The organism is Rhodococcus sp. Eu-32 (genome assembly GCF_003336925.1).
GTDB classification, from domain to species: domain Bacteria; phylum Actinomycetota; class Actinomycetes; order Mycobacteriales; family Mycobacteriaceae; genus Rhodococcoides; species Rhodococcoides kyotonensis_B.
The window spans coordinates 114,916-139,736 of sequence record NZ_QGNK01000007.1 but is presented as its reverse complement, the minus strand read 5'-3'; the positions used below and the strand labels follow the sequence as shown (position 1 = coordinate 139,736).

Annotated in this window: 24 protein-coding genes; 17 read left to right on the top strand and 7 right to left on the bottom strand. The window is 65.5% G+C overall.

Going from position 1 to position 24,821, the window contains the following annotated elements; all coding sequences use genetic code 11:
- Positions 1-18 precede the first annotated feature (18 nt).
- Both DK926_RS10955 and DK926_RS10950 read left to right on the top strand, forming a co-directional pair.
- Positions 19-279 carry an acyl-CoA-binding protein gene (locus DK926_RS10955; RefSeq protein ID WP_114330425.1) on the top strand — a complete coding sequence of 87 codons (261 nt, stop codon included), beginning with the start codon at positions 19-21 and terminating at the stop codon, positions 277-279.
- Positions 280-316: 37 nt separating this feature from the next.
- The gene (locus tag DK926_RS10950) at positions 317-2,692 is read left to right on the top strand and encodes an FdhF/YdeP family oxidoreductase (RefSeq protein WP_114330424.1); all 2,376 of its coding nucleotides are present in this window, start codon (positions 317-319) and stop codon (positions 2,690-2,692) included.
- Positions 2,693-2,752: 60 nt separating this feature from the next.
- Here DK926_RS10950 and DK926_RS10945 read toward each other — a convergent pair whose 3' ends face one another.
- Positions 2,753-3,571, bottom strand: a complete 819-nt coding sequence (locus tag DK926_RS10945; RefSeq protein WP_114330423.1) for an oxygenase MpaB family protein — start codon at positions 3,569-3,571, stop codon at positions 2,753-2,755.
- A gap of 83 nt (positions 3,572-3,654) precedes the next feature.
- Between DK926_RS10945 and DK926_RS10940 the strand changes: the two genes are divergently transcribed.
- On the top strand, positions 3,655-4,266 hold the full coding sequence (locus DK926_RS10940) for a TetR/AcrR family transcriptional regulator (protein ID WP_114330422.1): 612 nt from the start codon (positions 3,655-3,657) through the stop codon (positions 4,264-4,266).
- On the opposite strand, the gene DK926_RS10935 is transcribed toward DK926_RS10940, so the two are convergent.
- Both DK926_RS10935 and DK926_RS10930 read right to left on the bottom strand, forming a co-directional pair.
- Positions 4,263-4,931 carry a GntR family transcriptional regulator gene (locus DK926_RS10935; protein ID WP_114330421.1) on the bottom strand — a complete coding sequence of 223 codons (669 nt, stop codon included), beginning with the start codon at positions 4,929-4,931 and terminating at the stop codon, positions 4,263-4,265. The two genes, DK926_RS10940 and DK926_RS10935, sit on opposite strands and share 4 nt — an antisense overlap.
- Positions 4,931-6,073 (bottom strand): acyl-CoA dehydrogenase family protein, encoded by a 1,143-nt coding sequence (locus DK926_RS10930; RefSeq protein WP_114330420.1) that lies wholly within the window; start codon positions 6,071-6,073, stop codon positions 4,931-4,933. Before DK926_RS10930 ends, DK926_RS10935 begins: the two co-directional genes overlap by 1 nt.
- 138 nt (positions 6,074-6,211) lie before the next feature.
- Between DK926_RS10930 and DK926_RS10925 the strand changes: the two genes are divergently transcribed.
- Together DK926_RS10925 and DK926_RS10920 are read left to right on the top strand one after the other, a co-directional pair.
- Positions 6,212-7,708: an aldehyde dehydrogenase family protein gene (locus DK926_RS10925; RefSeq protein WP_114330419.1), complete on the top strand. Its 1,497-nt coding sequence runs from the start codon at positions 6,212-6,214 to the stop codon at positions 7,706-7,708.
- A gap of 4 nt (positions 7,709-7,712) precedes the next feature.
- Positions 7,713-8,639, top strand: coding sequence for an oxygenase MpaB family protein (locus tag DK926_RS10920; RefSeq protein ID WP_114330418.1), 927 nt, complete (start codon positions 7,713-7,715; stop codon positions 8,637-8,639).
- Here DK926_RS10920 and DK926_RS10915 read toward each other — a convergent pair.
- Positions 8,586-9,650, bottom strand: a complete 1,065-nt coding sequence (locus DK926_RS10915) for an alpha/beta fold hydrolase (RefSeq protein ID WP_114330417.1) — start codon at positions 9,648-9,650, stop codon at positions 8,586-8,588. The two genes, DK926_RS10920 and DK926_RS10915, sit on opposite strands and share 54 nt — an antisense overlap.
- A 101-nt stretch (positions 9,651-9,751) precedes the next feature.
- Between DK926_RS10915 and DK926_RS10910 the strand changes: the two genes are divergently transcribed.
- Positions 9,752-10,699 (top strand): DUF808 domain-containing protein, encoded by a 948-nt coding sequence (locus tag DK926_RS10910; protein ID WP_114330509.1) that lies wholly within the window; start codon positions 9,752-9,754, stop codon positions 10,697-10,699.
- Positions 10,700-10,716: 17 nt separating this feature from the next.
- On the opposite strand, the gene DK926_RS10905 is transcribed toward DK926_RS10910, so the two are convergent.
- From DK926_RS10905 to DK926_RS10895, 3 genes are read right to left on the bottom strand one after another with little or no spacing between them, the layout of a single operon-like run.
- A complete protein-coding gene (locus DK926_RS10905; protein WP_207890797.1) occupies positions 10,717-11,808 on the bottom strand; it encodes an NAD(P)-dependent alcohol dehydrogenase in 1,092 nt (363 codons plus the stop codon).
- A gap of 2 nt (positions 11,809-11,810) precedes the next feature.
- Complete coding sequence (locus DK926_RS10900) at positions 11,811-12,260, bottom strand: DUF4334 domain-containing protein (RefSeq protein ID WP_114330415.1); 450 nt, start codon at positions 12,258-12,260, stop codon at positions 11,811-11,813.
- Positions 12,257-13,450 (bottom strand): TetR/AcrR family transcriptional regulator, encoded by a 1,194-nt coding sequence (locus DK926_RS10895; RefSeq protein ID WP_114330414.1) that lies wholly within the window; start codon positions 13,448-13,450, stop codon positions 12,257-12,259. Before DK926_RS10895 ends, DK926_RS10900 begins: the two co-directional genes overlap by 4 nt.
- Positions 13,451-13,591: 141 nt before the next feature.
- On the opposite strand from DK926_RS10895, the gene DK926_RS10890 reads away from it, so the two are divergent.
- The 11 genes from DK926_RS10890 to DK926_RS10840 all read left to right on the top strand — a co-directional run bounded on the left by DK926_RS10890 (position 13,592) and on the right by DK926_RS10840 (position 24,579).
- Complete coding sequence (locus DK926_RS10890; RefSeq protein ID WP_165839556.1) at positions 13,592-14,401, top strand: enoyl-CoA hydratase; 810 nt, start codon at positions 13,592-13,594, stop codon at positions 14,399-14,401.
- Between the two features lie 103 nt (positions 14,402-14,504).
- Entirely contained in the window at positions 14,505-16,055 is a 1,551-nt protein-coding gene (gene fadD5, locus DK926_RS10885) for a fatty-acid--CoA ligase FadD5 (RefSeq protein WP_114330413.1), read from the top strand.
- Positions 16,056-16,058: 3 nt separating this feature from the next.
- Positions 16,059-16,868: an ABC transporter permease gene (locus tag DK926_RS10880; protein WP_114330412.1), complete on the top strand. Its 810-nt coding sequence runs from the start codon at positions 16,059-16,061 to the stop codon at positions 16,866-16,868.
- Positions 16,868-17,716, top strand: a complete 849-nt coding sequence (locus DK926_RS10875; RefSeq protein ID WP_114330411.1) for an ABC transporter permease — start codon at positions 16,868-16,870, stop codon at positions 17,714-17,716. Before DK926_RS10880 ends, DK926_RS10875 begins: the two co-directional genes overlap by 1 nt.
- A complete protein-coding gene (locus tag DK926_RS10870; protein WP_243636749.1) occupies positions 17,713-18,861 on the top strand; it encodes an MCE family protein in 1,149 nt (382 codons plus the stop codon). The genes DK926_RS10875 and DK926_RS10870 overlap by 4 nt, the downstream gene beginning before the upstream one ends.
- Complete coding sequence (locus tag DK926_RS10865) at positions 18,858-19,874, top strand: MCE family protein (protein ID WP_114330409.1); 1,017 nt, start codon at positions 18,858-18,860, stop codon at positions 19,872-19,874. The genes DK926_RS10870 and DK926_RS10865 overlap by 4 nt, the downstream gene beginning before the upstream one ends.
- The gene (locus tag DK926_RS10860; RefSeq protein ID WP_114330507.1) at positions 19,871-20,839 is read left to right on the top strand and encodes an MCE family protein; all 969 of its coding nucleotides are present in this window, start codon (positions 19,871-19,873) and stop codon (positions 20,837-20,839) included. The genes DK926_RS10865 and DK926_RS10860 overlap by 4 nt, the downstream gene beginning before the upstream one ends.
- Complete coding sequence (locus tag DK926_RS10855; protein WP_114330506.1) at positions 20,836-21,894, top strand: MCE family protein; 1,059 nt, start codon at positions 20,836-20,838, stop codon at positions 21,892-21,894. Before DK926_RS10860 ends, DK926_RS10855 begins: the two co-directional genes overlap by 4 nt.
- Entirely contained in the window at positions 21,891-22,910 is a 1,020-nt protein-coding gene (locus DK926_RS10850; protein ID WP_114330408.1) for an MCE family protein, read from the top strand. Before DK926_RS10855 ends, DK926_RS10850 begins: the two co-directional genes overlap by 4 nt.
- Complete coding sequence (locus DK926_RS10845; protein ID WP_114330407.1) at positions 22,907-24,112, top strand: MCE family protein; 1,206 nt, start codon at positions 22,907-22,909, stop codon at positions 24,110-24,112. The genes DK926_RS10850 and DK926_RS10845 overlap by 4 nt, the downstream gene beginning before the upstream one ends.
- Entirely contained in the window at positions 24,109-24,579 is a 471-nt protein-coding gene (locus DK926_RS10840) for a hypothetical protein (protein WP_114330406.1), read from the top strand. Before DK926_RS10845 ends, DK926_RS10840 begins: the two co-directional genes overlap by 4 nt.
- Positions 24,580-24,821: the final 242 nt, after the last annotated feature.

The following is a 24,821-nucleotide window of genomic DNA, read 5'->3' as shown; positions in this document are numbered from 1 at the left end:
CCCGAGGAGTCACTCACCATGTCCGATCTCGATGCGTCGTTCCAGCAGGCCCAGATCGACGTCAAGACGCTCACGACCAAGCCGAGCAACGACGACCTGCTGAGTCTTTATTCGTTGTACAAACAAGGTTCGAACGGGGATGTCACGGGTAAGCGCCCGGGAAGACTGGACATGGTGAACCGCGCCAAGTACGACGCCTGGGCGAAGCTGGAGGGCACCGACCAGGACTCGGCGAAGCAGTCCTACGTCGACCTGGTCGACCGCCTCCTCGGACGGTAGCTTCTCGGCGCGGATCGAAGACTGCGAGAGGATCCACATGCGCGCCGGCAAACACGACGTACGCGACTACGACGAGGCCGATCTCGACATCGAGAAGCCCAAGACCCATGCCGCCGGAGCGACCGCGGTCGCTGTGTCGATGAAACGCGCGCTGGGCCATATGGGCCCGGTGCGCACGGCGAAGACCCTCCTCGACCTCAATCAGGCCGAGGGATTCGACTGCATGAGCTGCGCATGGCCGGATCCCGACCCCGGCCATCGCCACGTCGCGGAGTTCTGCGAGAACGGCGCGAAGGCGGTCGCCGAGGAAGGGACGACGACACGCGCGACGCCGGATTTCTTCGCCGAGCACAGCATCGCCGATCTCGATTCGCGCAGCGAACACTGGCTCGGCCAACAGGGTCGCATCACGCACCCGATGGTGAAACTGCCCGGTGCGCGCTATTACGAACCGATCGAGTGGGACGACGCGTTCCGCCTCATCGGCGACCAGCTGAAGTCTCTCGCCGATCCGACCGAAGCGATCTTCTACACGTCGGGGCGCGCGTCGAACGAGTCGGCGTTCGTGTACCAGCTGTTCGCCCGAGCCTTCGGCACGAACAATCTGCCCGACTGCTCCAACATGTGCCACGAGTCGACGTCCATCGCGTTGCAGGAGTCGATCGGCATCGGCAAGGCGAGCGTGACGCTCGAGGACGTCTACGCGGCCGAGCTGATCGTCATCGCCGGCCAGAACCCCGGCACCAACCACCCGCGTATGCTCTCGGCACTCGAGAAGGCCAAGCAGAACGGTGCGAAGATTCTGTCGATCAACCCGCTTCGCGAGGCGGGGCTCGTCAACTTCAAGAATCCACAGACACCACGCGGCATGGTGGGGCCCGGCACCGACATCTCCGACATGCACCTGCCGATCAAGGTCAACGGTGACCTCGCGCTGTTCCAAGCATTCGGCTCACTGCTCGTCGAATGGGACTGCATCGACCGCGACTTCATCGATCGGCACACGAACGGCTACGAGGAATGGAAGGCGCACGTCACCGCCGTCGACTGGGACGTCGTCACGTCGTCGACCGGGTTGACGCGCGAGCAGATCACCGACGCCGCGAAGATGCTGCGCGACTCGAAGGCCACCGTGTTCTGCTGGGCCATGGGCCTGACGCAGCACCGCAATGCCGTCGCGACGATCAAGGAAGTCACCAATCTTGCGTTCGCACAGGGAAATATCGGCAAGAAGGGGGCCGGTCTGTTTCCCGTGCGCGGCCATTCCAACGTGCAGGGTGACCGCACGATGGGCATCTGGGAGCGCGTCCCGCAGCACTTCCTGGACTCGATCCAGAAGGAGTTCGGCTTCGACCCACCGCGCGAGCACGGACACGACACCGTCGACTCGATCCGTGCGATGCGCGACGGCAAGGCACAGTTCTTCCTCGGGCTCGGCGGCAACTTCGTGCAGGCGACGCCGGACACCGACGTCACCGCCCAGGCCATGCGCAATCTCGCGATGACCGTTCACATCTCGACCAAGATCAACCGGTCCCATCTCGTCACCGGCGACACCGCACTGATCCTTCCGACCCTCGGCCGGACCGAGAAAGATGTACAAGCCACTGGGCCGCAATGGATTTCGGTGGAGGACTCGACCTGCTCGGTCCATTCGTCGCGCGGACCGCTGAAGCCCGCGAGCGAGCACCTGCGCTCCGAGGTCGCGATCCTCACCGGCATCGCCGAGGCCGCCATCGGTGACCGGTACGGCATCGACTGGAAAGGCATGCGCGACGACTACCGCCTCATCCGCGAGCACATCTCACGCGTCGTACCCGGGTGTGCGGGGTACGAAGTGAATGTTCGACGCCCGGGCGGTTTCATCCTTCCCCATCCCCCGCGCGATTCGCGGACGTTCGAAACCGAGTCCGGCAAGGGCGAATTCGTCGCGTCGCCGATCGAGGTGCTGCACGTACCCGACGGCCACCTGCTGCTGCAGACACTGCGCAGCCACGACCAATTCAACACGACGATCTACGGGCTGAGCGACCGGTACCGCGGCATCGAGGGTGGCCGACGCGTCGTCTTCCTGCATCGCGACGACATCGCAGCACTCGGGTTCCAGGACGGAGACTTCGTCGATCTGGTTACGCGCTGGGAGGACGACGACATCGAGCGGTGCGCGTCGAACTTCCGGATCGTCGAGTACGACACCCCGCGCGGATGCGCGGCGGCGTACTACCCGGAGACCAATCCGCTCGTGCCACTGGACTCGACGGCGATGGAAAGCAACTGTCCGACGTCGAAGTCCGTCGTGATCCAGGTCGTTCGGGCGGGAACAGCGTGCGAGCCCGTCGGGCACGGCCACCAGGACGAGACGGGGTCCGACTGGTCGCACAAGACGCACCCGCAGCCGCATCATCTGAGTTAGGCGCCGTGCGCGCGAATGTATACCCCTCTATACATTCGCGCGCACGTGGCGCGTAGCGCCCTATACCAACTTCCGCCCCGACCGCATTCGCCGTCGCACGTCCCAGAGCAGGGCGTTGAACGGAAACTGGCGCACGGCGACGGGAGTCATCCGGTTTCCCAGGGCCAGGACTCGCAGCAGAAGCGCGAACCGCCGCTCCTTCACCGGGTCCCACGGCAGCTCCATCTCGTCGCGAAATCGTTGCGGCAGAAAGCCTGTGGTGACGAAACGCATGAACGGTCCGATCAACGGATGCAGCACAGCAGGCTTGACGAAGGTGGCGGACGCGATGCCGTACAGATACCGCCGAACCGTGGGGTCGATGTGCACGTCGTCGAGTGCGGCGTCCCAGTACTTGTCGAACGCGGCACGATCCGCAGGCCACATGTCTTCCGGCATCTGCAGCGTCGATCCCAGAACATGACTGCGGCTGTACATTTCGTCGATGAAGCCCGGCTCGGGCGCGTCGTACAGCGCGAGATAGACGTCCTCGAATCCCCGATACAGACACGCCGCGACCCATAGCTGCAGCTTCGGATCGAACGCGTTGTATTTCACCGGGCTGTCGGCGGTCGACCTCACCGCCGCGTGAGATCTGTCGGTGGCTCTCCGATAGGCCGTCTTGACGTCGTCGTCGGCCATACCGGCAACCGCGAGATACGACAGCGTCGTTCGAGTGCGTTTCATCGGATGCCGGTTGATCTGACCGCTTTCGACGCGGCTCTCGACGACGCCGTAGCCGACGCTGGGATGAGCCAACTGCATGATCACGTTGGCGCCTCCGGCGAGCAGGCCGACGCCCGTCATGGACTTGCGGAGTAGTTCGTTGTCGGCAGTCATCGCTCTCCCCAATGGCGGAATCTGCATACGGGTGTGTTCAGATGACGCTAGGCGCACACGACACGGGGTGTCAAGATGTGCACATGTCCCCGACACCGCGAACCTACGGCGGAGTCGACGGGTCGGCGCGCGTCGCCGAGCGTCGGCGCGTGCTGATCGAGGCGGGCCTCGACCTGCTCGGAACGACCGAGCCCGAACTCAGCGTCCGCGGCGTCTGCCGTACCGCGGGAGTGGCGTCGCGGTACTTCTACGAGAGCTTCGCGGACAAGAACGCCTTGATGGACGCCGTCTACGACCGAGTCGTCGGCGAACTGACGACAGCCACTCTCGCCGCCGTCGCCGCGTCACCGATGACCGAAGAAGAACGAGTCCATGCGGCCGTGGCGACCGTGGTCCGCATGGTCGCCGACGATCCCCGACGCGGCCGCCTCCTCTTCTCGGCCACACTGAGCAACGACGTTCTCGCCGCCAAGCGAGCCGATTCGACTCGCATGTTCGCCGGACTTCTCGCAGCACAGGCGTCGGAGTTCTACGGCACCACAGGCGATCGAAGCCTGGACCTGACGACGCAGTACGTCGTCGGCGGTTTCGCCCAGGTGCTCACGGCATGGCTCGGCGGTGAACTGGACCTCGACGAGGACGCCGTCGTCGCACAGTGCTCGGACCTGCTGCTCGCGGCGGCACCCGAGCGCTAACCCCACACCCCCACGCGTTCGAGGTGCGCGATCAGACGCTCTGCGCCATCCACGAACTGTCGACGCATCAGCTCACCGACCGATTCGAGGTCCCGCCGGGTGAATGCCGCGATCAACGCCTCGTGGCTGCGCACCGCTTCCTCACCCCAGGAGCGGTCCGACGCGTACAGCCGGGCCGGGGTGTAGCGAATCGCACCGAACAGGAACCACGCGAGCTTCGCGCCGCCCGCGACTTTGTTGACCGTTCGATGGAACTCGAATTCGCAGCGCTCGACCGACTCCGCGTCGGCACGCCCGACGGCATCTCGCAGACACCCGTTCAACCCCGTCAGCTGCACTATCTGCTCGGCGGTGATCACCCGCGCCGCACGACGCGCCAGCTTGCTCGCGATCGTGCCCTGCAGCCAGAAGATGTCCTCGATGTCGTCCCGGGACAGCTCGCCGACGCGATAGCCGCGGTGCGGAACCTGCTCGACCAGTCCTTCGCCCCGCAGACACACCAGCGCTTCGCGGACGGGTGTCGCGCTGACGCCCAGTTCGACTGCCGTCTCGTCGATCCGCACGAACGAACCGGGTCGGATGGCTCCGGACATGATCTGCCCCCGGAGGTGGCCGGCAACCTCTTCCGACAGTTGGGGCCTACGTCGCAGAGCGGGTGCGGACATCAGAGCCCGTAGGTCTTTCCGATGATGTCGCGCTGAATTTCGTTGGTACCGCCGTAGATCGACGACACCAGCGTCGTTCGCACGTGCTTCTCCATGTCGAACTCCGTTGCGTAGCCGTACCCGCCCATCATCTGCATGCCCTCGAGCGCAACCTTCTTCGCCGTCTCGGTCAGTTTCAACTTCGCCATCGACGCCTCCCGCGGAAACAGCTTCTGCGGGTTCTCGTCCACGAGTCGAGCGACGTGGTAGACCAGCAGCCGACCGCACTCGATCTCCGTCGCGAGATCCGCAATCCGATGCCGTAGAGCCTGGAACGTGCCGACGGGTCGTCCGAACTGCTTCCGCTGCGTGATGAACTCGAGGGTGTCGTCGAACGCCCGCTGTGCGGTACCGAGCATCATCGCCGCCAGGATCAGACGCTCGATGTTCAGACCTGTCATCAGCTGCGACCACCCCTGGCCCTCGACGCCGACGACCGCGTCAGCGGGCAACGCACAGTCGGTGAAGTACAGATCGTTGACTTCCTTCCCGCCCATCGTCTCGATCCCCACGATGGACAAGCCGTCCGCGTCGGCGGGCACGTCGAACATCGTCAACCCTTCATGCTTCCCGCCTCCACGCCCCGTTCGCGCGACGAGCAGAATCCGATCCGCGAAATGCGCGTTCGAACACCATGTCTTCTGTCCGTCGATCACCCAACCGTCGCCCGTCTTCTCCGCGCGACAACTCAGATTCCCGACGTCCGATCCAGCCTCCGGTTCCGACATCGAGATCGAGTAGCTGCGACCCGCCACGATGCCACCGAGCACGGTCTCCTTCTGCGACGCGGTGCCGAACTTCTCGTACGCGGCGCCGGTGATCAGGGTCGGTCCGATGCCCCCGATCGGGGCCATGGCCTTGGCTGCCTGCTCGAGCAGGATGCACATGTCGACGGTGCTGCCGTCGGCGCCCCCGTACTCTTCCGGGATCGTTGCACCGAGCCAGCCGAGCGCCGCCATCTTCTCGTACAGCGGCTGGTTGTGGGTGTGCTTGCCGTGGTCGGTGAGGGCATCGCGCTGACCTCGCGTCCCTTCCTCCTTGGCGCAGAAATCTGCGACGGCGCGAGCGAACGACTGCTGTTCCTGCGTGAAATCCGTGCTCATCTTGGCTCCTGAAGAAGGACGATTGGGGGTTGTCTCAGGCCGGATACGGCGCATAGTGTGAGCTCGACAACAGTAAATCACATCAAATATATGTGATGTGACAAGCAGATCGCCCCCAGCCCGCGGAGGAAATCGCCCATGACGGACCAGGCCGAACGCACCCCGACTCGTACGTTCGACAGCCTCGACCCACGAACGTCGAACGTCCTCGCCAGCTACCCGATAGCCGGAGTGAGCGAGGTGGACGACGCCGTCGACCGGGCTCGTTCCGCCGCGCGATGGTGGGACGTCCAAGGCTTCACGGGACGCAAGCGTTGGCTTCTCGAATACAAGAAGGCCATCGCCAAGGACGCACAGAGCCTCGCCGACGTCATCGCCGCAGAAACCGGCAAGCCCGACGAGGACTCGCTTCTCGAAGTGATGATGGGCGTCGAACACATCGACTGGGCAGCCCGCAACGCCGAGACGACGTTGAAGCAGCGCAAGGTCTCGTCCGGACTGATCAGTGCGAACCAGCAGGCGTACGTCGGCTATCGACCGTTCGGGGTCGTCGGCGTGATCGGGCCGTGGAACTATCCGCTCTACACCCCGATGGGCTCCATCGCGTACGCCCTCGCCGCAGGCAACGCCGTCGTGTTCAAGCCAAGCGAATTGACGCCGGGTGTCGGCGAATGGCTTGCGCAGAAATGGAATTCGTTGGCCGCGCCGCATCCCGTGTTCCAGACCGTCACCGGTGACGGATCCACCGGTACCGCGCTCTGCCGGTCGGCGGTGAACAAGATCGCGTTCACCGGATCCACCGCCACCGCCAAGAAGGTCATGGCCACCTGCGCCGAATCACTCACCCCTCTCGTCGCCGAGTGCGGCGGCAAGGACGCGATGATCGTCGACGCCGACGCGAATCTCGATGCGGCAGTGGAGTTCGCGACGTTCGGCGCGATGGGCAACGCAGGACAGACGTGCGCGGGCGTCGAGCGCATCTACGTCGCGGCGCCCGTCTACGAGAAGTTCGTCGACAAGCTCGCCGCGTCGGTCACCGCGCTGAGACCGGGTGGAGCGTCGACGTCGTCGTACGGTCCGATGACGCTCGGCAAGCAGAGCGACATCGTGCGCGCACAGATCCAGGACGCGCTGTCGAAGGGCGGACACGCCGTCGTCGGTGGCCTCGATTCGCTGCACGGGCCGTACATCGATCCGGTCGTTCTCACCGACGTTCCCGAAACGTCCACGGCGATCACCGAAGAGACGTTCGGACCGACTGTCGTCGTCAACAAGGTCCGCGACCTCGACGAGGGCATCGACCGCGCGAACGCGTCGTCCTACGGTCTCGGGGCGTCGGTGTTCACGAAGGACCCCGCCGCCGGCCGTCGGGCAGCAGAGAGGCTCGATTGTGGTGTCGTGACGGTCAATTCGGTCCTCGGCTTCGCCGGAATACCTGCACTTCCCTTCGGAGGAACCGGGGATTCCGGTTTCGGCCGTATTCACGGGGCCGACGGTCTTCGCGAGTTCAGCACCGTGAAATCGCTTGCCGTGCAGAAGTTCGCTGCACCGCTGAACCTGCTGACCATGCAGCGCAAGGCGCGTGATCTGAAGATCTCGGCGCTCATGCTGAAACTTCGCCACGGACGGGGATGACCCCATGGACCTCACGCCGGCGCGGGGCCGCTACGGCTGGCTTCGACGTATCGAACAACTCGACCCTGTCGACGACTGCCACACCATCCATCGCATCACCGCGGGATACGAATTTCCGTGGGACTACCAACGAGCGCTCGAATTCGCCCTGTTCCGAACGTATTGCGTGCCGACCATCTCCGCGCTGCTCGAGAAGACCGGCGAGTTCGCGAACCGGCCCCAGAAACGGTACGACGACACCTCGCTGTTGATGGGAGAGATGGTCGAGCACGGGTACGATTCCGCGCGCGGTCGCGAGGCACTGCGCATGGTCAACCGCATGCACGGGCAGTACCACATCGACAACGACGACATGCTGTACGTGCTCACCACCTTCATCTACGAGCCGATCGAATGGATCGACACGTACGGGTGGCGTCGGCTGCATCCCACGGAGCGGCTCGCGACGTTCCACTTCTACCGCAACGTCGGAATGCGCATGGGGATCAAGAACATTCCCGAGTCGTACACCGATTTCGCACGGTGCAAGCTCGACTACGAGGAACGCACCTTCCGTTACACCGACGACAACCACAAGGTCGGCACCTACACACTCGACCTGTTCTGCTCCTGGTTCCCGGCGCTTCTTCGCCCTGCTGTCGAACAGGGCGTCTTCGCGTTGATGGACGACCGGATGGCGAGCGCGTTCGGGTTCCCGGCCGGCTCACCCGTCGTCAAGCGTGCGGCCGTCGCGAGCCTGCGCGCCAAGGCCCGCGCCGAACGCTTCCTCCCGACTCGCAAGAGGCCCCGTACCACCGACGATCCGAAGAACAAGACCTACCCCGGCTACCCGGGGAACTACACCCCGAAGGATCTCGGCGCCATCACGTGTCCCTATTCAAGCGAACGCGCGGTCCACCCACGCGTCGAGAGCGCCGCGGAACTCCGATGACTGCGGCAGCGGTGCGTACATGTCGAAGCCCGTCGTCGGCAGCGGACCGAGTTCGGCAAGCATGTGCGAGGCGTTCGTGAAACGCGCGTAGTCGACGTCGGTCCCCTGCAGCGCGTCGAACAGCACGTCCGTCTGCCCGCAGGACACGTTGAGATCCTTGTCCGAGCACGTCAGAAGAACATCGGTGCCCGACGGCAACCGACCGGCCAGCACGGCCGGGTCCAACGCGTCGGCCTCGGTCAGGAACGTGGCGCTCTCCTCGTTGAATCCGATCGGCGCGAGCACCTCGTCGTCCGGGTACGGCAGCGGCTCACCCGCCCGCAACGCCGCGATGGTCTCGTCGAGACGGCCTCGCCACACGTCCGCGTCGGCAGGCGTGGCCTGACCCGATGAGACCGCAAGGTCGAAGTTGCGGTTCAACTGCGCATGCAACAGATCGAAATAGCGAATGGACAGCGGCGCGAGCAGACCGAGCTTGCCGACGGCCACTCCGCGGTCGGCCAACGCCAACGCCGTCAAGCCGCCCTCGCTGTGTCCGAGTACCGCGAAGTCGTCGCCGCTGATTCCGGTGCGCTGGGACAACACTGCGGCCGCTGCCTCGGCCGCATCGACTTGGTCCGTGAAGCCGGGCGGATTCGCTGGGTCGAATCCGTCGGTTCCGGTGCGGCCTGCCCCGATCTTGTCGAACCGCAGCGTCGTGATGCCTCGTTGCGCCAACGCGTCGGCGATGTAGGCGATGGTGCTCGGCGAGATGTTCGCGGCCTGCACGTTCCCGTTGCGGTCGATCGGTCCGCTACCCGGGAGAAGCAGTGCGGCGCCTCGTGTTTCGCCGACCGAGGGTCGCAGACTGCCGTAGTAGGTGATGCCGTCGGACACGAATTCGACCTCGGTGTCGACGGCAGTGTCGGGCGACCACGGCACGTCGATCGGCGCAGCGGTGGCGGTGGCACCTCCCGCGCAGAGCATCAGAGAAGCGGTCAATCCGACGAGTACACGCGTGGTCACCGACATGGAAGGCATGCTAACAACCTTTCTTGACGAAGTCTTTACCCACAATGTGGGCGGGTATCGTTCGGTGGTATCGCTTCGCACTCTTCACAGGAGGCTCCACGATGGCCGGTGGACTCGTTGCACTGCTGGACGACGTAGCCGCGCTCGCGCGTCTGGCTGCGGCCTCGATCGACGACGTCGGCGCTGCGACCGGACGAGCAACCGCGAAAGCTGCCGGTGTCGTCATCGACGACGCGGCCGTGACGCCCCAGTACGTCCGCGGTCTCGCCGCCGAGCGCGAGTTGCCGATCATCAAGAAGATCGCCATCGGTTCGCTGCGGAACAAGCTGCTGATCATCCTGCCGATCGCGTTGATACTGAGCCAGTTCCTTCCGTGGCTCCTGACGCCGATCCTGATGCTCGGTGGCTGTTACCTCGCCTACGAAGCAGTGCACAAGATCTGGGGTGCACTGTTCGGGCACGGTGACCACCACGCCGAGGACGACGGACCTCGCGACGAGGACAGCGTCGTGTCCGGTGCCGTCCGCACCGACCTCATCCTCTCGGCCGAGATCATGGTCATCGCACTCGACACCATTGCCTCCGAAGGCTTCTGGAGCCGGTTGATCATTCTGGCCGTCGTCGCGGTGGTCATCACCGTCGTCGTCTACGGTGTCGTCGGACTCATCGTGAAGATGGACGACATCGGCCTGCGTCTGGCCGAGAAGTCGTCCGGATTCGTCGAGAAGTTCGGACGCGGTCTCGTCAAGGCCATGCCGAAGGTCATGTCGTTCCTCGGCGTCGTCGGCACCGCGGCCATGCTGTGGGTCGGCGGGCACATCCTGCTCGTCGGGATCGACGAACTCGGCTTCCACCCGCTGTACGAGCTCGTTCATCACGGCGAGGACGCTGTCCACGACATCGCCGGCATCGGACCGGTGCTCGCGTGGATCGTCAACACGCTGGCCTCGGCGTTGCTGGGCCTGATCGTCGGAACGATCGTCGTCGTCGCGCAGCTGGGCGTCTCACGCCTTCTTGCGCGCCGCAGGTCCGCCGAGAACTCCCACTAGGCTCGCACGCGCAGCTCTCACTCCCACAGCAACACGGGCTTGACCGTTTTCCCGTCACGGTGGTCGTCGACGGCTGCGTCGATGTCTCGCCAGTGGTAGGACGACACCAGTCGGTCGACGGGTAGTCGGCCGTCTCGCAGCAGTGCAGTCAGAACCGGAACGAACTGTTCCGGTATCGAGTCCCCTTCGAGGCATCCGCGAACGGTCTTCCCTGTAATCACGGTGTCGAGCAGGTCGAGTCGTACCGTCCCTTTTCCGAGTCCGACGGTCACGAGCGTTCCCCCGATGCCCAGAGCGGCGATCGCGTCGGCGACGACGTCGGCCACACCCGTGGTGTCCAACGCGTGTGTGACACCTCCGCCGGTGACGTCACGCAGCGCCTCGACCACGTCGACATCTGCCGGATCGAACACGTGGGTAGCACCGAGGTCGAGGGCCAGTGCACGTCGCGCACCGGATGTCTCGACGACGCAGATCGTCCCGACCCCTGTCGCAACCGCAGCGAGCACCGCTGCCATCCCTACACCGCCCGCGCCGTGGACGACGAAGGAGTCCGAGGGTTCGGGGCGCAGCACGTTCATCACCGCGCCCGCTCCCGTCTGCACGCTGCAGCCGAGGGGCGCCGCCACGGCAAGGTCGACGTCTCGGTCGACGACGATCGTGTTGTCCTGCGTCGTCAGTGCCATCTCGGCGAACGACGACTGTCCGAAGAATCCGTCGGCAACGGGTCCGCCGCCGCTCGTCACCCGAGGCGAACCGTCTGCCCGCGTACCGAACTGGTTGAGGACGCCGCCGCGGTGGCAGTACGCGGGTCGTCCCTGTGCGCAGTTCGCACACGTGCCGCACCGGCGATACGTGAGAACGACGTGGTCGCCGGGTCGTATCCCTGTCACCCGACTACCGACGGTCTCGACCACTCCCGCACCTTCGTGCCCGAGCAGAACGGGACGCGTGCGCGAACCCGCCGCGCGTGCAACGAGATCGGTGTGGCATATGCCGGTCGCGCGCATTCGAACGAGAATCTCGTCACTCCGTGGGTCGTCGATCTGCACGCTCTCGATCGAGAACGGCGACAGCGGGTCTCGCGAGACCAACGCCCTGGCAGTCACCATCAGCTGCGCTCTAGCACGAAGTAGAAGTGCTTGCCGCGAGACAGCACGAGGTCGGGCTTGCCGTTCATGATCCCCATCAGGGTACGGTCGTCGACACGTTTGAAGTGGTCGAACACGGCCTTGCCGTCGTACACCATCGTCGCGGTGACCTCGCCTCGGAACTCGATGTTCCAGAGCGACGCCTCGCCCGCACCGAGCTCGACGTTCGAGTACAGCGACCCGTCGTCGGCGCGGCAGATGAGAGGTTTCGCGTCGGTCAGCGAATGAAAAGTCTTGCCGTGCCATCTACTTGCGGGCAGCGCGGCACACAGCGCGTGGCCGGTTCGGAAGGCCGCGCCGGTCCACGACCCCAGGATGTCCTCCGCACGCACCGTGTCGAGCGTCGCCCAGACCTCGTCGAGTTCGTCCGTCGATACGTCGGACTGCTCCAGTAGTTCCCGTACCCTCATCGTTCACTCCTCCCCATCAGTACCGCCACCATCACCGTGTGCACCCGAGCCACCGTGGCGTCCGAGCGATCGAATCGCACCGCGCGACCGACGTCGAACACGACGCCCAGCGCAGCATGCACGAGGAATCGGGACGCGACGACCGACAGCTCCGGCCGCGCATCTCGCAGTAGCTGCGCCCATCGTTCGATGTTCTGCCGCTGCACGTTTCGTAGTCCCGAGCGCTGTTCCGCGGGCAGATTGCCGATCTCGGCGAAGTACACCGCGACGAGTTCGCTCTGCCCGAACGTCAGTTCCGTGTACAACCGGCACAGCGTGGCGATGGCCGTGACCGGATCGGTCGAGCGCGCGAGGGACTTCTGCAGCGTGTCGGTCAACTTCTCGTTGGCGCGATGGAACGCCGCGGCGAGCAGCTCGGCCTTGCTGGGAAAGTATCGGTACACGCTCGATGCGTTGATGCCGACGGCCGCTCCGATGTCCTCGATACTCACGTCGTGGAAACCGTGCTCGTAGAACAGCAGAATCGACTCGTGCAGCAGCAGTTCGCGTTTCGAATCCGGCGTCGCCACGTCACGAGACGCGGAGTCCGCCGAGCCCGGAGGCAGATCAGCCTGCAGAACCGACCATGCCGCAGCGAGGATCATCGTCTCGATCTGTTTGGCGGACAACGCAGTACGATGCGCGGTGATACTCGCGACGACGCTGATCGCGGCGGTGGCGAGCAACGCCGCGTCGGCGTCGGGCAACTCGGTACGCAGCGTCTTCAACGGATCTTCGACGCGCCCGTGCAGCGTGTACAGGGCGTCGCGTAGCGCCACTTTGTCGTCGCCGACGAGGTAGCGGCCTTCCCAGCGATACAACCCACCGGTGCGCCTGTTGTCGATGGTGGTGCGGATGACCGCCGTGAGCACAGCGTTCATGCGCGCTTCCGCGTCGGGTCCGTCGACGACCGTGGGGTCCGTCGCGGCCAGCAAAAGGTCCGCGAGCCGCATGACGGTATGCACGAACAAGGCGTATTTGGTGGGAAAGTGCCGATACAGTGCCGGCCCGGAGATTCCGACCGTCGCGGCGATGTCGTCGATCCCGACGGGATGGTAGCCACGCTCGCTGAACGCCTCCGCCGCAGCCGAGAGAATCTGCGCTTTGCGGTTTCTCGGCCGTCGACGACGCGGCGCCTCGGTGTCCGTCATCCGCTTCCATTCCCGTCCTCGTGTGCTACCCCGGTCGATCCTCATCCTAGTAGTCGATTTCGTCAACCCTTGACAGCCAGCAGAATTAACGCGTTAAGTTAGCGGCAATTCGCACGGCCGACCTCATGGCAGGAGCATTCGATGGCCACTGGTCTGCACTCGGTGTCGGACGCGGGAGTCCTGACCCTGCGCATCGACCGACAGGACCGCATGAACGCACTCGACGGACCCACCGCCACCGCGCTCGTCGACGCCCTGTCTGCCGTCACCCCCGACGGTGACGTCCGCGTCGTGGTCCTCACGGGCACCGGACACGCATTCAGCACGGGCGCGGACATCGCCGAGATGGCCGCGTCGACACCGACGTCTCCGGACGACATGCGGCGCGCTGCGGAGGACACGATGGCGACGGCGTCGGCGCTCGTCCGCGCGGTCATCGATGCCCCTGTTCCGGTGATTGCGCAGGTGAACGGCGTTGCGGCGGGCATCGGAGCATCACTGGCACTCGCGTCGGATCTCGTCTTCGCGGCCGAGGAGGCATCGTTTCTGCTGGCGTTCACCACAGTCGCGCTGATGCCCGACGGCGCCGGCAGCCTCCTCGTTCCGGCGGCGATCGGTCGCGTCCGCGCGGCGGCGATGGCGCTGTTGGCGGAGCCGATGACGGCGCCCGACGCAGCCGCGGCGGGACTGATCAACAAGGTCCTGCCCGCCGACGAACTCGAGAACCACGTGCAGAAGATCGCCCGACGCCTGGCCCGCGGGCCACGGCGTGCACTCGAGCTCACCAAGCGCGCCTTGACGGCGTCGACGCTCGCTCTTCTCGACGACGCACTGGAACGCGAACGTGACGGCCAGATCGAACTGTTGACCGCCCCGGAATTCCGCGAAGGCATCGCTGCCGTGCTCGAGCATCGCCGACCCGACTTCGAACGCGAATCACCGCAAACTTAGAGGCACCGCACGGTGCAGAAATACCGTTGTCGATTTGCCCTCGGCCCATCCCGGCCAGAGGTACGCTCGTCACCACATCCACCCTCGACGGAGAGGAAGCGCGATGGCCGCCCATTCGGACGAACCCCATCGATCCATTCGCAACAACTGGAACAATCAGGTCCGACGCCACGCGCTCATGCAGCCCGACGCCGTCGCACTCCGGTTCCGAGGAGCATCGATCACCTGGTCCACCCTGGGTGACCGCGTCGCTCGGTTCGCTCGGGTGTTGGCCGACAACGACATCGAGTACGGCGATCGCGTCTTGATCCTCATGCTCAACCGCCCCGAGTATCTGGAGACGGTTCTCGCCGTCAATGCTCTGGGCGCTCTCGCGGTGCCGGTCAATTTCCGCATGACACCGCCCGAGGTCGCGTTCCTCGCGCAGAACAGCGGCGCGAAGGTTCTCGTCACCGACGACACGTTGTCGCCGCTGGCCGATGCCGTTCTCGCACAGGTGGATTCGCTGAACACGAAGATCACCACGGGCACGGAGTACGAGACACTGCTGTCCGACGCCACGCCCGCCGAACCCGTCGACGTGCCCGACGACGCACCTGCCCTGATCATGTACACCTCGGGTACGACAGGTCGCCCCAAAGGCGCCGTGTTGACCCACTCGAACATGCAGGCACAGGCGCTCACATGTATTCGCGCGCTCCGAATGCACGGCGTCGACGAGGTCGGATTCTGCGCGTCACCGATGTTCCACATCGCCGCGCTCGGCAGCCTGGCACCGAGCCTGCAACTCGGTGTTCCGACCGTGATCTATCCCGTGGGCGCGTTCGACCCGTCGGCACTTCTCGACGTGCTCGCCGCCGAGGGCGTCACGACGCTGTTCCTCGTGCCCGTGCAGTGGCAGGCCATGTGCGCCGAGCAGTCGCGCAACCCCAGATCGCTGAAACTGCGGGTCATTTCGTGGGGAGCCGCGCCTGCGTCGGACACGATCCTGAAGGCCATGGCAGCGACCTTCCCCGACGCACTCAACGTCGCGGTGTTCGGGCAGACCGAGATGTCACCCATCACCTGCGTACTCGACGGCGAGGACGCCTTACGCAAGCTGGGCTCGGTGGGCCGCGTGATCCCGACCATCGCTGCCCGTGTGGTCGACGACGACATGAACGACGTCGAGCCAGGGTCCGTCGGCGAAATCGTCTATCGCGGGCCAACGTTGATGAAAGAGTACTGGCAGAACCCCGACGCCACCGCCGACGCGTTCCACGGCGGCTGGTTCCACTCGGGTGATCTCGTGCGTCAGGACGACGAAGGATTCGTGTTCGTCGTCGACCGCAAGAAGGACATGATCATCTCGGGCGGTGAGAACATCTATTGCGCCGAGGTCGAGAACGTTCTGTTCGGCCATCCACGCATCCTGGAGGCGGCCGTCATCGGACGTCCCGACGACAAGTGGGGTGAGGTGCCGGTCGCGATCGTCGCACTGAACGACGAAGGCCCCGACCTGGGCCTGGACGAGCTGTCGTCGTGGCTCGGCGACCACCTCGCGCGCTACAAGCATCCGAAGGAGCTCGTGACAGTCGATGCGTTGCCACGCAACGCGAGCGGCAAGGTCGTGAAAGTTGCGCTGCGCAACGCGTATTCGCCGACGCCCGCATAGACGGTGAGTTTCGAACTCCCCGTCGCGCGGGGCCCGGGACGCGACCTGGCGAACCAGATCGGCGGCCTCGTCGCGTTCTCGGTCACGGCGATCCAGCGCACGATCACGACCGTCGTTCGAGGACGGCTGTCGCTCGAGGAAACGATCACGCAGGCTCTGTTCGTCGCGCGGGTCTGCACCGTGCCCGCGTTGCTGCTGATGCTGCCCATCGGCGTACTGATCGCGGTATCGGTCGGCTCGTTGGCCGGAAGGCTCGGCGCCGGAGCGTATTCCGGCGCCGTCGTCGCATTCGTCGTGGTCGGTCAAGCAGCAGCGCTGGTCTGCGCGTTGATGCTGGCGGGGGTCGCCGGGTCGGCCATCTGCGCCGACCTCGGATCCCGGACCATCCGCGAGGAGATCGCGGCGATGGAGGTGATGGGTCTCGACGTCGTCGAACGGCTGGTCGTACCGCGGTTGATCGCGTCGGCTGTCGTGTCGCTCGCGATCTGCGCCATGGTCACGGCCGTCGGCGTCGGTGCCTGCTTCTTCTATCAGGTGTTCGTCGCCGATCAATCGGCAGGCGCGTTCCTCGCGACGTTCAGTGAGTACGGTCGCGTATCGGATTTCACGATGGCGATGATCAAGTCGGTCTGCTTCGCGGTGACGTCGACCCTCGTCGCGTCGTTCAAGGGTCTGCACGCCAAGGGTGGACCGAGCGGTGTCGCCGATGCCGTCAACGAGGCCGTCGTGCTCGCGTTCGTCCTCGTCTTCGTCGTCAATACCGTGTTGTCTCAGCTCTATTCGGTCGCGGTTCCGGCAGTGGGGACGTACTGATGCCGTACGACGGTGTGGTCCGGCTCCGCCGGCAGGGACATCGCGCCACCGGCGCACTCGTCGTTCTCGGTCAGCACGTCACGTTCTACATCGAGACCGTCGCCGCGATACCGTTCACGCTCCGCCGCTACTACAGGCATGTCGCTCAGCACATCGGCGAAGTGAGTTTCGGGTACGCGTCGCTTCTCGCGGGCGGCGGAACGATCGGCATCGTGTTCGCCATGTCCGCCGTCGCGGCGATGATGGTCGGCGTCGAGACGTACCGCGGTCTCGACCTGATCGGCCTGACATCGTTGTCCGGCTTGCTGTCCGCCATCGCGAACACCCGAGAGCTGGCGCCGGTCATCGCCAGTATCGCGCTGGCGGCGAAGGTCGGAACAGGCTTCACCGCTCAGCTGGGTGCCATGAGGATCTCGGACGAGATCGACGCCCTCGATTCGATGGCCGTCCGACCGATTCCCTTCCTCGCGACGACGCGCCTGCTCGCGGCCGTCGTGTGCATCGTTCCGATCTATCTGGTCGGGCTCATCGCGACGTTCATCGCCACGCGCCTGGTCGTCGTGACGTTCGGCAGCAGTTCGGCCGGGACGTACGACTACTACTTCCATCTCGCGATGACACCCGTCGACATGGTCGGATCGGTCGTCAAGGCCGTGGTCTTCGCGATCGTTGTCGCACTCGTCCACTGCGCCTACGGTTTCCACGCGTCCGGCGGCCCGGAGGGCGTCGGGCGCGCAGCCGGGCGCGCGTTGCGCACCTCCATTCTCGCCATCGGCATCACCGACGTGTTCCTGACGTTCGTGCTGTGGGGGATCGCGCCCACCGTGCCCGGGCTCGGTGTCTCGTGACCGCAGCGCTGCCGAAACGTCTCGGGCCGAGCCGGACCGGGCTTGCGATGCGGGGCGTCGCGGCCGCGGCGGCCCTGACGACCGCGGCGGTCGCGTCCGTCGCATACGCCGACGGCGCGTTCGAGCGCGCACCGGAGGTCTACGCCGAAGTTCCGGCATCTGCCGGTCTGTTGATCGGAGAGATCGGCGTCGTGTACCGCGGTGTACAGGTCGGCAGAGTCGTCGCCATCGACAGCGGTACCGACCGTTCTCGCGTCACGATGCGCATCGACCCCGACGAGATCGACACCGTCCCGGCATCGGCGCTCGTCCGTATCGCGCCGCGAACCCTGTTCGGTGACGTCTACGTCGATCTCGTCGACACCGGCACGGCGTCACGGCCTCTCACCGGTGGCACGACCCTGAGCGTCGACACATCCGCCGAAGCAGTACAACTCGCCGACGTCTATCGCACCGTCACCAGCTTGCTGAACCGAGTGGAGCCGGCCAGGGCGCAGACTGCGCTCACCGCCATCGGTACGGCTCTCGACGGAAGGGGCAGGAGTCTGGGCGAGACGATCGACCGCGTCGCGTCCATCGAGGCGCAGCTTCATCCGCAGATCGCCGCAGCGCTCGATCACACCACGTCGGTTCGGCACGTGGCCGAAGCCCTCGCCGATGCCACACCCGACGTACTGGCGACGATCGACGCAGCCACCGCGTTGTCGCAGACGACGCTGGACCGTGCCGACGGATTCGACGCTCTGCTGACCAATGCCGCCGGCCTGGCCGCGTCGGCCGATGCCGTGGCACGGGACAACACATCCACCACGATCACCGTGGTCCAGCGCGGTGCAACGGTTCTGAAGACGTTGTCGGACAACGCCGATGGGCTCGCGGCGACACTCGACATGCTCGAGCCGTTCGGCGCAGCAGGAGCCCGAATCTTCGCGAGCGGTCGATTCGACATCACCGCGGTGCCCGACTTCTCCGATCCCCTGCCGTACACGGCGGCCGACTGCCCTCGTTATCCCGGACTCGACAGCCGCGCGTGCGCACTCTCCACGGTGCAGGACGCAGCCGTCGGTGCTTCCCTCCCGTTGAACCCTGCCAGCACGATGCTGCTCGCACCGGTCCTGCAGGGCACCGAGGTGACGATTCGATGACCTCCGTCCGCACACCGCTGGTGCAGCTCGCCGCGTTCGCCGTGGCGGGTGTGGTGTCGGCGATCGTCGTCGTCGACACGCTCAGTGTTCCCGTGCCCGGCGACACCGTCTCGTACACAGCCGAATTCAGCGGAGTCGAAGGCTTACGGGACGGCAACGACGTCACCCTGGCAGGAGTACGCGTCGGACGGGTCGACGACGTCGATTTCACGACCGCCGCGGACCGCAGCACCGCAGTCGTGCGTTTCTCGGTGCAGAAGGCAGTGGCGGTACCGCATAACATCACCGCGGCCATTCGATACGGCGACATGCTGGGCGCCCGATATCTCGCACTCGACCCACCTACCGAACCGTCCGGCGCCTTGCCGGACGGCGGAACCATCCCTCTCGAACGTACGACGCCCCCGGTGGACCTCACGGCTCTGGTGAACGGATTCGAGCCGTTGTTCGCCGCGGTCGATCCCGACCAGGTCAACGCGCTGGCGCGTTCGATCATCGACGCGTTCGAAGGTGAAGCGGGAACGATCGACTCCCTGCTGCGGCATGTCGCGTCGGTCACCCGGGGGTTGGCGAACAACGAGCAGGTGCTGACCGACCTGATCACCGATCTGAGTTCCGTTGTCACGACGATGGATTCGCATCGCGACGACATCACTCGCGTGATCGGAGGCCTGACCGACATGAGCAGCACCGTCGCACAGCAGGGAGACCAGCTCGAGACGCTTCTCGACGACGGATCGGACACGGTGCGGTCGCTGTCGGTCTTGACGACTCACGCTGTCGACCCTCTCGACGCTGCTCTGTCGGACGCGAACGCCACGACCGATTCGTGGATTCCGAACACCGCGAACTTCGACCGCACGATGACCCTGTTGCCGGAACTGGCGTCGGCGATCAATCATCTCGGCGACTACGGCGGCTGGCTCAACCTGTACACCTGCAATTTCATTCTGAAGGCCGGGGACGCCGAGGCGAACATCTTCGGTGGAACACACACGGAGATATGCCGATGACGACGGTGAGACTAGGGGTCACCGGCATCGCACTCGTAGCGCTGTTGTTGATCGCCGCTATCGCGATTCCGCACGGCTGGTACGTCTTTCGCACCACCGGTTACAGCGCTCAGTTCGAGAACGCGGGCGGTCTCACCGAATCGGACCCTGTCTACGTGGCGGGCGTTCCCGCCGGACGTGTCGACAGCGTCGACATCGCAGGTGACCACGTGGAGGTGCACTTCAGGCTCGACCGCGGCCGACCATTGGGTGATCGCACTCAGGCGGCGATCAAGCTGCGCACCATTCTCGGTAAGCAGTATCTCGAGATCATCCCCGACGGAACAGGTTCCATCGACACCATCCCGTTGGCGCGAACCATCGTGCCGTATTCGCTCGACGAGATCGGGACCGCCACCACGAACGCCGCCGACGAACTGGACGTCCCGGCGCTGGAGCAGATGGTGGCGACGCTGCGGGACGTCACCCCGACCGACACGACGATCGTCGCCGACGCGTTGACCGGGGTCAGCACCGCGTCCGCCATGTTGGCCAGGAACGACGAACAGATCGCAGGGCTTCTCGATGCGTCGCAGTCCCTGTCGACGGCCGTGGCCGCGGAAAGCGACTCGCTCGCAGTGCTTCTCGGAAACGCACAGACCGTTCTCGGCATTCTGGCGGACCGTCGAGCAGCCGTGAGCCAGTTGGTGACCGACCTGCGTACACTCACCGCGTCGGCCGAGGCGTTCCTGAACGACAACACCGCCGAACTCGACGATGTGCTGATCGGCATGCGCTCCGTGACCGACACACTCGAGCGCAACGGACAGAACATCGACGCCCTGATGTCCACACTGCCCGCGGGTCTCCGCGCGGTCACCGACGCCACCGGCAACGGCAACTGGGTCGACGTGTCCGCCCCCGCCGGCCCGGTTCCGGACAATCTGCTATGCGCGCTGGGTGTGATGACGGGGTGCACCGGATGAGGTACGTGGCTCTGTTCGTGCTCCTGGCCGTCGTGGCCTGCAGCGGCTGGTTCGTGATATCGACGGACGATTCCACCACCGTCACAGCCGATTTCGCCTACATCGACGGAATCTATCCCGGAAGCCCGGTACAGGTGCTCGGCGTTCCCGTCGGGACGGTCGACGCCGTCGAGCCGCAGGGGACGAGTGTGCGGGTCACCATGTCGGTGTCGGGCGTCGACATCCCGGCCGACGCGCAGGCCTACGTCATGAACCCGTCCGTCGTGAGCGACCGCTTCGTCGAACTGGGACCGGCATACCGAGGCGGACCGACGCTGGGCGACAACATCATTCCTGTCGAACGGAGCCACTCGCCCATCAACTGGGATCAGCTGATGGCGAGCGTCACGACACTCGCAGGCGCGCTCGGCCCCGACGGCGGCGACGTCGGGTCCGCCCTCGACATCGTCGCCGACGGAACAGCAGGCCTCGGTCCCGCGATCAACGACGCGATACGCGACATCTCTCAGGCGACCGCGGTCGTCGGAGGAAACAGCGATCAGATCGGTGCGCTCATCGAGAATCTGAACACCCTCGTCGCCGCGCTTGCATCACGCGAGGGTGCCCTGACCTCTGTTACCGACTCGCTCGACCTGCTCGGACGCCAGCTCGCGTCCGAGGACATCGACATCGGCACCCCGATTGCCCAGTTGCGCAGCATGTTCGACCGACTCGACGTCCTCCTCGCCGACCGCGGACAAGACCTTCGAGCGGTCCTCGCGAACACTCGCGACCTCACCGGCCGGTTCGCCGCGCACGAAGCGCAATTCGCCGAATTCCTCGACCTGCTGCCACTGACGATGCAGAACATCGGCAACACCATCGGCGACGACGAACGCGCCCGCATCCGCCTGAACATCTCCACCGATTTGGACCAGTTCGCCGCGGCGGCGCCGCTCTGCAGAGATCTCGCGTTGCCGATCTGCACCGGCGCCGGACTGACCAACCCGGTTCCGGTGCCCATCAGCACGTCCGATCCGCTCGGCCTCGCCCAGTTGATGACGGGAGGACGATGACGCGCCTCGTACTGCTCTGCTGCACTGCCCTTCTGCTGTCGGGCTGCAGCCTCGGGCTCGGTGAGCTTCCGATCGGCCGCTCCGCCGACGGCGACGACTACCTCGTGACGGCCGAATTCCCTCGCGCCGACCGCATCCGACTCGGGACCGAGGTGCGCGTCGGACAGCATCTCGTCGGACGCGTCCACGACCTGACGACGGACGGACGCGGCGCCCAGGTCGGACTCAGCCTCGAGGCGTCGACTCCGCTGCCTGCCGACGTCACCGCGTCGCTGGAGCTTCCGTCCGCATTGGGTGAGCCGTACGTCCGCTTGGAGGTGCCTGCCGATCCGTCGTCCACGATCCTGGTCGACGGCGACGTCATCGAGAACACCGGAATCGGCCCGGAGCTCGAGAATTCTCTGGCCACACTGGGATTGGTACTGAACGGCAGCGGCATCGACCAACTGCAGGGCATCGTGACCGAGATGAACGACGCGTTCGGCGGACGTGGCCCCGAGATCCGCGAACTGATGCACAGCGCCGACGCACTCCTCGCGAAGGCCGATGCGCAGCAAGCCGAATTCGATCGAGTGCTGATCGCTGCCGGTGCGGTGTCCGCCGCGCTCGCCGACAATCGCGCCACCCTCGATGCAGGTATGGCCGTCGCCGCCCCGACGATGGACCTGCTCGTCCGTCAACGAGACCGGATATCGTCACTGATCGCCACGACGTCGTCGCTTGCGGAGAATGCACGAGAACTGCTCGGCGACAACACCAATCGATTGGCCTCGGGCGTCGACGATCTTGCGGTTCTTCTCGCATCGATCCAAGGATTCAACGACTCGGTCACGCCGACGCTCGACAACATGAACCAGTTCATCGAGGGGTTCGACGGCGCGGTACACGGCGACTACCTCGTTTTCGACGGTGCTCTCGACCTTCCGGAGACGGTCGGCGAACTGATGACGGGCGGACGCGTCGCCGATGTGCCGGCGACGCTCGAACAACTACTCGTCCCGGAGGGTCCTCGATGAGGCGTACGGTGCGCATTCAGTTGGCGCTCTTCGCCGTCACCTCGGTCGTCGCGGTACTGGTCGGCACCCACTACGTGGTGGGGTCACACCTCCTCCGGAGTTCGATCGCGGTGACCGCGACGATGCCCGACGCCATGAACCTCGGTGTCGGAGCGGGCGTGACGTACCGGGGTGTCGCGGTAGGCGAAATTACCGACATCACCGTCACCGGCACCGGCGTCGAGCTCGCGATCGGACTCGACCCGGACACGCGGGTTCCCGCCGGATCGACCGCGAAGGTGACCGACGCCAGTGCACTCGGCATCCGGACCCTCGACATCGTCCCGACGACGGACGCGGGACCGTACCTGGCCGACGGCGGCGCTCTCGTGGTGCGACCCGAAGACCAGCCGAGGGAGCTCGGCGACCTGCTCGTGGAGATGTCGAGTCTCGTCGAATCCATCGATCCCGACTCGATCACGACACTCGGCGAGACGTTCGGCACCGCGCTCGACGGGACCGGTCCTGCACTGCGTCGACTGCTCGACGACGTCGACACCCTGTCCCGCATGCTCGAGGAACAGGCGCCTGCTCTGGCGAATATCGTCGACGCCGGACTTCCGATGCTCGACGCCGTCGCCTCCCGGGCGGACGGTCTGCCCGGATCCGCCGCGGCCGTGCGGGACATCACCGGACAACTACGCGCCCAGGAGCCGTCCTTGATCTACCTCCTGGACCGGTCGCCGGACGCGCTGGCCAGGACGCAGGTGCTGCTCGACGACACGCGGGGGACCTTCGGCGCCCTGCTCACGAACCTCGTCTCCGTGACAGGCGTGCTCGCCGATCGCACACCCGCGACGACGGCGCTGCTCGACGCGATGCCGACGACGCTCGGCAAGTTGACGTCCATCGTGCACGGCGACCGCGGGGACTTCACGCTCGTCGCCACCCAGGGGCCTGTCTGCTGGTACGACACCCCACGCCGCAGCGTCGGCGACGAGTCACCACGCGAGCCGAACCTGAACCTCTACTGCCCACCCGGCCCCGACCTGGCAGGGCGCGGCTCTGCGAACGCACCCCGACCGAACGACCTCGGCGCAGGCGACGCCACGCAGCCCGGCAACGTCACCGGCCCACCGATGGCCGACGACCCACTGCTGATCCCGACGGGCGTCGAGGCGCTCGACTATTGGAAAAGACTTCTGGAAGGAGTGTCCGAATGACGCTGCGAAGGATCGCCGCCGCGACGATCGCCACGACGCTCGTTGCGGCCGTCGCCGTGCTGGGCTACCTCGTCGTGCAGAACCGCACGATGGACGAGCTGCGGTCGACGGCCGTGGCGTCGGCGACGCAGTACACCGAGCAACTCGCCACGTACGACTACACGAATCCGACGGCGAATCTGGACGCGGTGACGTCGTCGTCGACCGCCGATTTCGCAAGCTCGTACCGGAACGTGTCCGACAAACTGACGGGGTTGCTCAGCCAAGGCCAGGGACAGGCCACAGGGCATGTGACCAGCGCCGGAGTCGTCGAACTGAGTTCCGAGCACGCCATCGTCGCCCTCTTTCTCGATCAGTCGGTGCGCAATCTCACCGCGCCCGACGGCCGCACCGATTCGTCACGCATGCTGGTGAGGCTCGAGCGTGACGGAGACCGATGGCTGTTGGCCTCCGCGGAACCGCGATGACATGATGGCAGGCCCATCGGGCCGTGCACTCGGGTCGTTCCGCGGGCTGCACTCCCGGTCCAACTGCTGGTCGGGGCACACCCCGAAACGCAGAGCACGTAGCCTGACGGGGAAGGAACGGTGGCTCACGGGGAATGACACGCGTGTTGTTCCGATACATTGTCGGAGCCACCAGGCACGATGCAAGAAGGTCGTAGACCATGTCAGCGAGCGACGGGTCACCACTATCGAGGAGATAAGGC

Bases quoted from the DNA above. Each gene is read 5' to 3' on its own strand.
- DK926_RS10925 (WP_114330419.1), top strand. From the start codon at position 6,212: ATGACGGACCAGGCCGAACGCACCCCGACTCGTACGTTCGACAGCCTC.
- DK926_RS10920 (WP_114330418.1), top strand. From the start codon at position 7,713: ATGGACCTCACGCCGGCGCGGGGCCGCTACGGCTGGCTTCGACGTATC.
- DK926_RS10860 (WP_114330507.1), top strand. From the start codon at position 19,871: ATGACGACGGTGAGACTAGGGGTCACCGGCATCGCACTCGTAGCGCTG.
- DK926_RS10940 (WP_114330422.1), top strand. From the start codon at position 3,655: ATGTCCCCGACACCGCGAACCTACGGCGGAGTCGACGGGTCGGCGCGC.
- DK926_RS10945 (WP_114330423.1), bottom strand. From the start codon at position 3,571: ATGACTGCCGACAACGAACTACTCCGCAAGTCCATGACGGGCGTCGGC.
- fadD5 (WP_114330413.1), top strand. From the start codon at position 14,505: ATGGCCGCCCATTCGGACGAACCCCATCGATCCATTCGCAACAACTGG.
- DK926_RS10845 (WP_114330407.1), top strand. From the start codon at position 22,907: ATGAGGCGTACGGTGCGCATTCAGTTGGCGCTCTTCGCCGTCACCTCG.
- DK926_RS10895 (WP_114330414.1), bottom strand. From the start codon at position 13,450: ATGACGGACACCGAGGCGCCGCGTCGTCGACGGCCGAGAAACCGCAAA.
- DK926_RS10875 (WP_114330411.1), top strand. From the start codon at position 16,868: ATGCCGTACGACGGTGTGGTCCGGCTCCGCCGGCAGGGACATCGCGCC.
- DK926_RS10890 (WP_165839556.1), top strand. From the start codon at position 13,592: ATGGCCACTGGTCTGCACTCGGTGTCGGACGCGGGAGTCCTGACCCTG.
- DK926_RS10935 (WP_114330421.1), bottom strand. From the start codon at position 4,931: ATGTCCGCACCCGCTCTGCGACGTAGGCCCCAACTGTCGGAAGAGGTT.
- DK926_RS10950 (WP_114330424.1), top strand. From the start codon at position 317: ATGCGCGCCGGCAAACACGACGTACGCGACTACGACGAGGCCGATCTC.
- DK926_RS10850 (WP_114330408.1), top strand. From the start codon at position 21,891: ATGACGCGCCTCGTACTGCTCTGCTGCACTGCCCTTCTGCTGTCGGGC.
- DK926_RS10840 (WP_114330406.1), top strand. From the start codon at position 24,109: ATGACGCTGCGAAGGATCGCCGCCGCGACGATCGCCACGACGCTCGTT.
- DK926_RS10915 (WP_114330417.1), bottom strand. From the start codon at position 9,650: ATGTCGGTGACCACGCGTGTACTCGTCGGATTGACCGCTTCTCTGATG.
- DK926_RS10855 (WP_114330506.1), top strand. From the start codon at position 20,836: ATGAGGTACGTGGCTCTGTTCGTGCTCCTGGCCGTCGTGGCCTGCAGC.
- DK926_RS10865 (WP_114330409.1), top strand. From the start codon at position 18,858: ATGACCTCCGTCCGCACACCGCTGGTGCAGCTCGCCGCGTTCGCCGTG.
- DK926_RS10910 (WP_114330509.1), top strand. From the start codon at position 9,752: ATGGCCGGTGGACTCGTTGCACTGCTGGACGACGTAGCCGCGCTCGCG.
- DK926_RS10930 (WP_114330420.1), bottom strand. From the start codon at position 6,073: ATGAGCACGGATTTCACGCAGGAACAGCAGTCGTTCGCTCGCGCCGTC.
- DK926_RS10900 (WP_114330415.1), bottom strand. From the start codon at position 12,260: ATGAGGGTACGGGAACTACTGGAGCAGTCCGACGTATCGACGGACGAA.
- DK926_RS10955 (WP_114330425.1), top strand. From the start codon at position 19: ATGTCCGATCTCGATGCGTCGTTCCAGCAGGCCCAGATCGACGTCAAG.